This is a genomic window from Halolamina salina, assembly GCF_042678005.1.
Taxonomy (GTDB): domain Archaea; phylum Halobacteriota; class Halobacteria; order Halobacteriales; family Haloferacaceae; genus Halolamina; species Halolamina salina.
On record NZ_JBHUDH010000159.1, the window covers coordinates 1 to 4,011 of the forward strand.

Consider the following 4,011-nt stretch of genomic DNA (forward strand, 5'->3'; position numbering starts at 1 on the left):
CGACCGCTCCCGCGATCGGCGACAGATCGGTCTGTGGGGCGTCGGGGTGGTCCGTGGCGACTTCGGGTGCGCCGGGGGCGAGCGGCCGGCTCACGGCTCCGGTTCCGGCGCCTCCAACGACTCCTGTACCTCGTCGATCAGCTCCGACGGTGGCTCGTCTCTGAGTTCGTCGAACAGCACCACGCTGATCGGCAGCGTCGGCGCGCCGGTGACGAGGTTCTCCATCAGCACCAGGCGTTCGCGCGCCCGGGACATCCCGACGTAGAACACGCGGCGCTCGTTGTCCGTCAGCATCGGGACGGGATCGGTCGTCTTGGTGAACTCCTCGTCGCCCGGGATGTCGAGCCCCTGCTGGTCGGCCTGGGCGGCCATCTGTTCGACCACCTTCTCGGTCAGGTCGGTCGCGACGAACACGTGGTCGGCCTCGCGACCCTTCGCGGAGTGGATCGTGCCGACGCGGACGCGGTCGGGGTCCATCCCCTCGTAGTCGCCCTCGAAGTACGCCTTCATCGACTTGCGCTGGAACGAGGTGATCTTCCGGGCCATGTCCGCCGCGCTACGCGGGTCGGGCATGAACGGCACCACGTCCTCGACGGCGTCGGGCGCGACCGGGATCTCCGCGAGGTCGTCCGTCGCGGACTGCTCCTCGACCTCGTCGATCAGGTCGTAGAGGTCGTCGCGATCGCCGCCGCCGAAGGCGGACTCCTGGAGGATATCCGCCAGCCGCCGCGCTTGGAGCGCGGTGAGTCGCTCGCCGGCCTCGACGGCCTCGATCGCCCGAACGTAGTCGGTCAGCCGGTCGGTCCAGAGCCGCTGGTCGGTCAGCGAGGAGAACGGCATCCCCTCGTCGATGAACTCGTCGACGAAGTCGAACATCTGGTAGCGGGCCCGGAACAGCAGCATCACGCTCCCGTCGCCGTCCTCGCGGGCGTTCTCCTGCTCGATCGTGTGCCGGACGTTCCGCACCAGTTCGAGCATCGACGGCGACTCGGCGGCCTCGACGGTGCCGCCCTCCTTCCGGGGCCGGAGGTCCTTCTCCTGTCGCTTGTCGATGTGCCGGATCTCCTTGTTGACGACGTTGAGCACGCGGGAGGGCAGGCGGTAGGAGTTCGGCAGCACCACGTCCTCGTCGACCTCCTCGTCGAGCAGCAGGTCGGGGTCGGCGCCCTGCCAGGCGTACACGACCTGGTCGTCGTCGCCGGCGATCAGCGCCTTCTCCAGGTGGGGTTTCCACTCCTCGTACACCTTCGACTGCAGCGTCGTGATGTCCTGGAACTCGTCGATGATCAGGTAGTCGACGTTGGGCTGGAGCGAGCGCTGGGCGACGCGTTCGAGCATGTCGGCGAAGCCGATGACGCCGTTCTCCCCCTTGTAGCTGCGCCAGCCGCGGATCGCCTCGGGCACGTCGAGGCGGTCGTCGTCGGAGGGCCACGTCGGCGTGTACTTGTTCCCCTCCTGTGCGTTGGGGTCGATGTCCGGCGGGAGGCGGACCTCCTCTACGTCCCACTTGAACGGCACATCGTACCAGTCGGCAACGTCGCGGTCGGTGCGCTGGAGCCACTGGGAGGTGGCGATCACCTTGTTGCCCAGCGTCGTCGATCGCGCGGTCCGTCGGCCGGCGCCGGACTTCTCGTCCTCGTACTCGACGCCGTACTCCTCACAGAACTCCTCCTTGTCGCTCTCGCCGACCACGTCGCCCCGCGAGAGGTCGAGCAGCTCGTACGCCTTCGCGTGCATCGTACAGACGTTGCCCTGTAGCGCCCGCGGCGTCGTGTCGAGGCGCTCGGCGAGCCGCTCGCGGATCTCCGCGGCGGCGGCGCGAGTGTAGGAGACCACGAGCACGTCCCGAACGGTGACGTCCTCGTCCTCGAGCAGCTCCTCCACCCGATCGAGGAGGGCCGTCGTCTTCCCGCTCCCGGGGCCGCCGAACAGGCGCGTGACGTGCGCGTCCGTCTCGGTCATTGGAGGTTACAAGGACCCATCCCCCATAAGGGAGTGGGTTCGCGAGAAAGGCGAGAACGGAGCGTCCGTGGCTCAGGGCCGCCAGCCACAGACCGAACACTCCACCGCGTTGGACTCGTGAAGGCCGCCGCAGTCCGGACACTGTTTCTTGTTGTAGGACTCCTCCCATCCCCGTGTGTCGTGCCCACGGTCTTCGAGGAACTCGTCGAACAGTTCGTCGGCGGAGTGCTGCTCTGACGTCGCCATGCATGTCACAGTATGCCACACGACTAAGTAAATCTTGTGCCCCTATGCCACACCCCCTCCGCGTCGACGCTCCCCCCACCGGCGTCGACGGCGCGGGCCGCACGACCGTCGGCCCGAGAACACTCCGTAGAGGGAAGGTTCTTAAGGTAATCGACGGTACGACGAGGCATGGGACTGTTCGACCGACTCCGGGGCGAGAGCGATCCCCGAGTCGTCTTCCTCGGTATCGACGGCGTGCCGTTCAGTCTGCTCGACGAGCATCCGGACGAGTTCCCGAACTTCGCCGCGCTCGCCGAGGAAGGGAGTGCCGGTCCGATCGACAGCATCGTCCCGCCCGAATCGAGCGCCTGCTGGCCCTCGCTCACGACCGGCGTCAACCCCGGCGAAACCGGCGTCTACGGCTTCCAAGACCGTGAAATCGGCACGTACGACACGTACGTCCCGATGGGCCGGGACGTGCAGGCCACCCGCCTCTGGGACCGCGTCGCCAACGACGGCCGCGACGCGACGGTGCTGAACGTCCCGGTGACGTTCCCGCCCCAGCGCAACGTCCAGCGCATGGTCTCGGGCTTCCTCTCGCCGTCGGTCGAGAAGGCCGCCTACCCCGACGCGCTCGCCGAGTACCTCCAGTCGATCGACTACAAGATCGACGCCGACGTGAAGCAGGGCCACGAGGACAAGTCGGCGTTCATGCAGGACGCCCACGCGACGCTCGACAAGCGCTACGAGGCGTTCAAACACTACCTCGATCAGGACGACTGGGACCTCTTCTTCGGCGTGTTCATGACGACCGATCGGGTGAACCACTTCCTGTTCGAGGACTACGAGCGCGACGGTCCCGAGAAGGAGGCGTTCATGAAGTTCTACCGGCAGGTCGACGAGTACATCGGGAAGATCCGCGAGGACCTCCCCGACGACGCCACGCTGATCGTCGCCTCCGACCACGGGTTCACCAGCCTCGACTACGAAGTCCACCTCAACGAGTGGCTGGAGCAGGAGGGCTGGCTCTCCTACCAGGAGGAGGGCCACGAGGAACTCGGGGACATCGCCGACGACACGCGGGCGTACTCGCTGATCCCCGGGCGGTTCTACATCAACCTCGAGAACCGCGAGCCCCGCGGGAGCGTCCCCGAGGGGAAGTACGACGAGGTCCGCGACGAGCTCAAGGCGGAGCTCGAAGCGCTCGAAGGTCCCGACGGGCGGAAGGTCTGCGAGCGCGTCGTCGAGAAGGAGCAGGCGTTCCGCGGCGACCACGACGACATCGCGCCGGACCTGGTGGCGATCCCCAACCACGGGTTCGACCTCAAGGCCGGCTTCACCGGCGGCACCGACGTGTTCGCCGAAGGCCCGCGGAACGGGATGCACAGCTTCGACAACGCCTCGCTGTTCATCGACACCCCCGACGCGAACATCGAGGACAGCGACCTGCTCGACATCGCGCCGACGATCCTCGACATGATGCAGGTCGACTTCAGCCGAACCGAGTTCGACGGCGCGAGCCTCGTTCGGAACTGACTCTCAGGTCGTCGTACTCTGTGTTTTCCCCCTGAATTGAGGGTGTTTCGTATCGACGCCCGGTCGTGAGGGGGAGGGTAGCTCGATTCGGTGACTTCTGGAACGGTGACTGAGACAGCAGCTCGATCGTCGGCTTCAGCAATGGCGACCGCGACAACAGCTCGACCGGCGACTTCTGGAACGGCGACCGCGACAGCAACAGCACCTCGATCGTTGGCACCTTGTGACCGCACCGCCCCGCACAGCCCACAGACCTCCCCAGCCGACTCGCTCCCTACGGTCGCTCGT

Annotated in this window: 3 protein-coding genes; 1 reads left to right on the top strand and 2 read right to left on the bottom strand. The window is 66.7% G+C overall.

From position 1 onward, the window contains the following. Positions 1-90: 90 nt before the first annotated feature. Both ACFR9S_RS13015 and ACFR9S_RS13020 read right to left on the bottom strand, forming a co-directional pair. A complete protein-coding gene (locus ACFR9S_RS13015) occupies positions 91-1,962 on the bottom strand; it encodes a UvrD-helicase domain-containing protein (protein ID WP_379732001.1) in 1,872 nt (623 codons plus the stop codon). A 72-nt stretch (positions 1,963-2,034) separates the two neighbouring features. Beyond that, entirely contained in the window at positions 2,035-2,208 is a 174-nt protein-coding gene (locus tag ACFR9S_RS13020) for an HVO_0416 family zinc finger protein (protein WP_202594637.1), read from the bottom strand. Positions 2,209-2,376: 168 nt separating this feature from the next. Here ACFR9S_RS13020 and ACFR9S_RS13025 point away from each other — a divergent pair, with 168 nt between their 5' ends. Then, positions 2,377-3,723: an alkaline phosphatase family protein gene (locus tag ACFR9S_RS13025; protein ID WP_379732000.1), complete on the top strand. Its 1,347-nt coding sequence runs from the start codon at positions 2,377-2,379 to the stop codon at positions 3,721-3,723. The last annotated feature ends 288 nt before the right edge of the window (positions 3,724-4,011 follow it).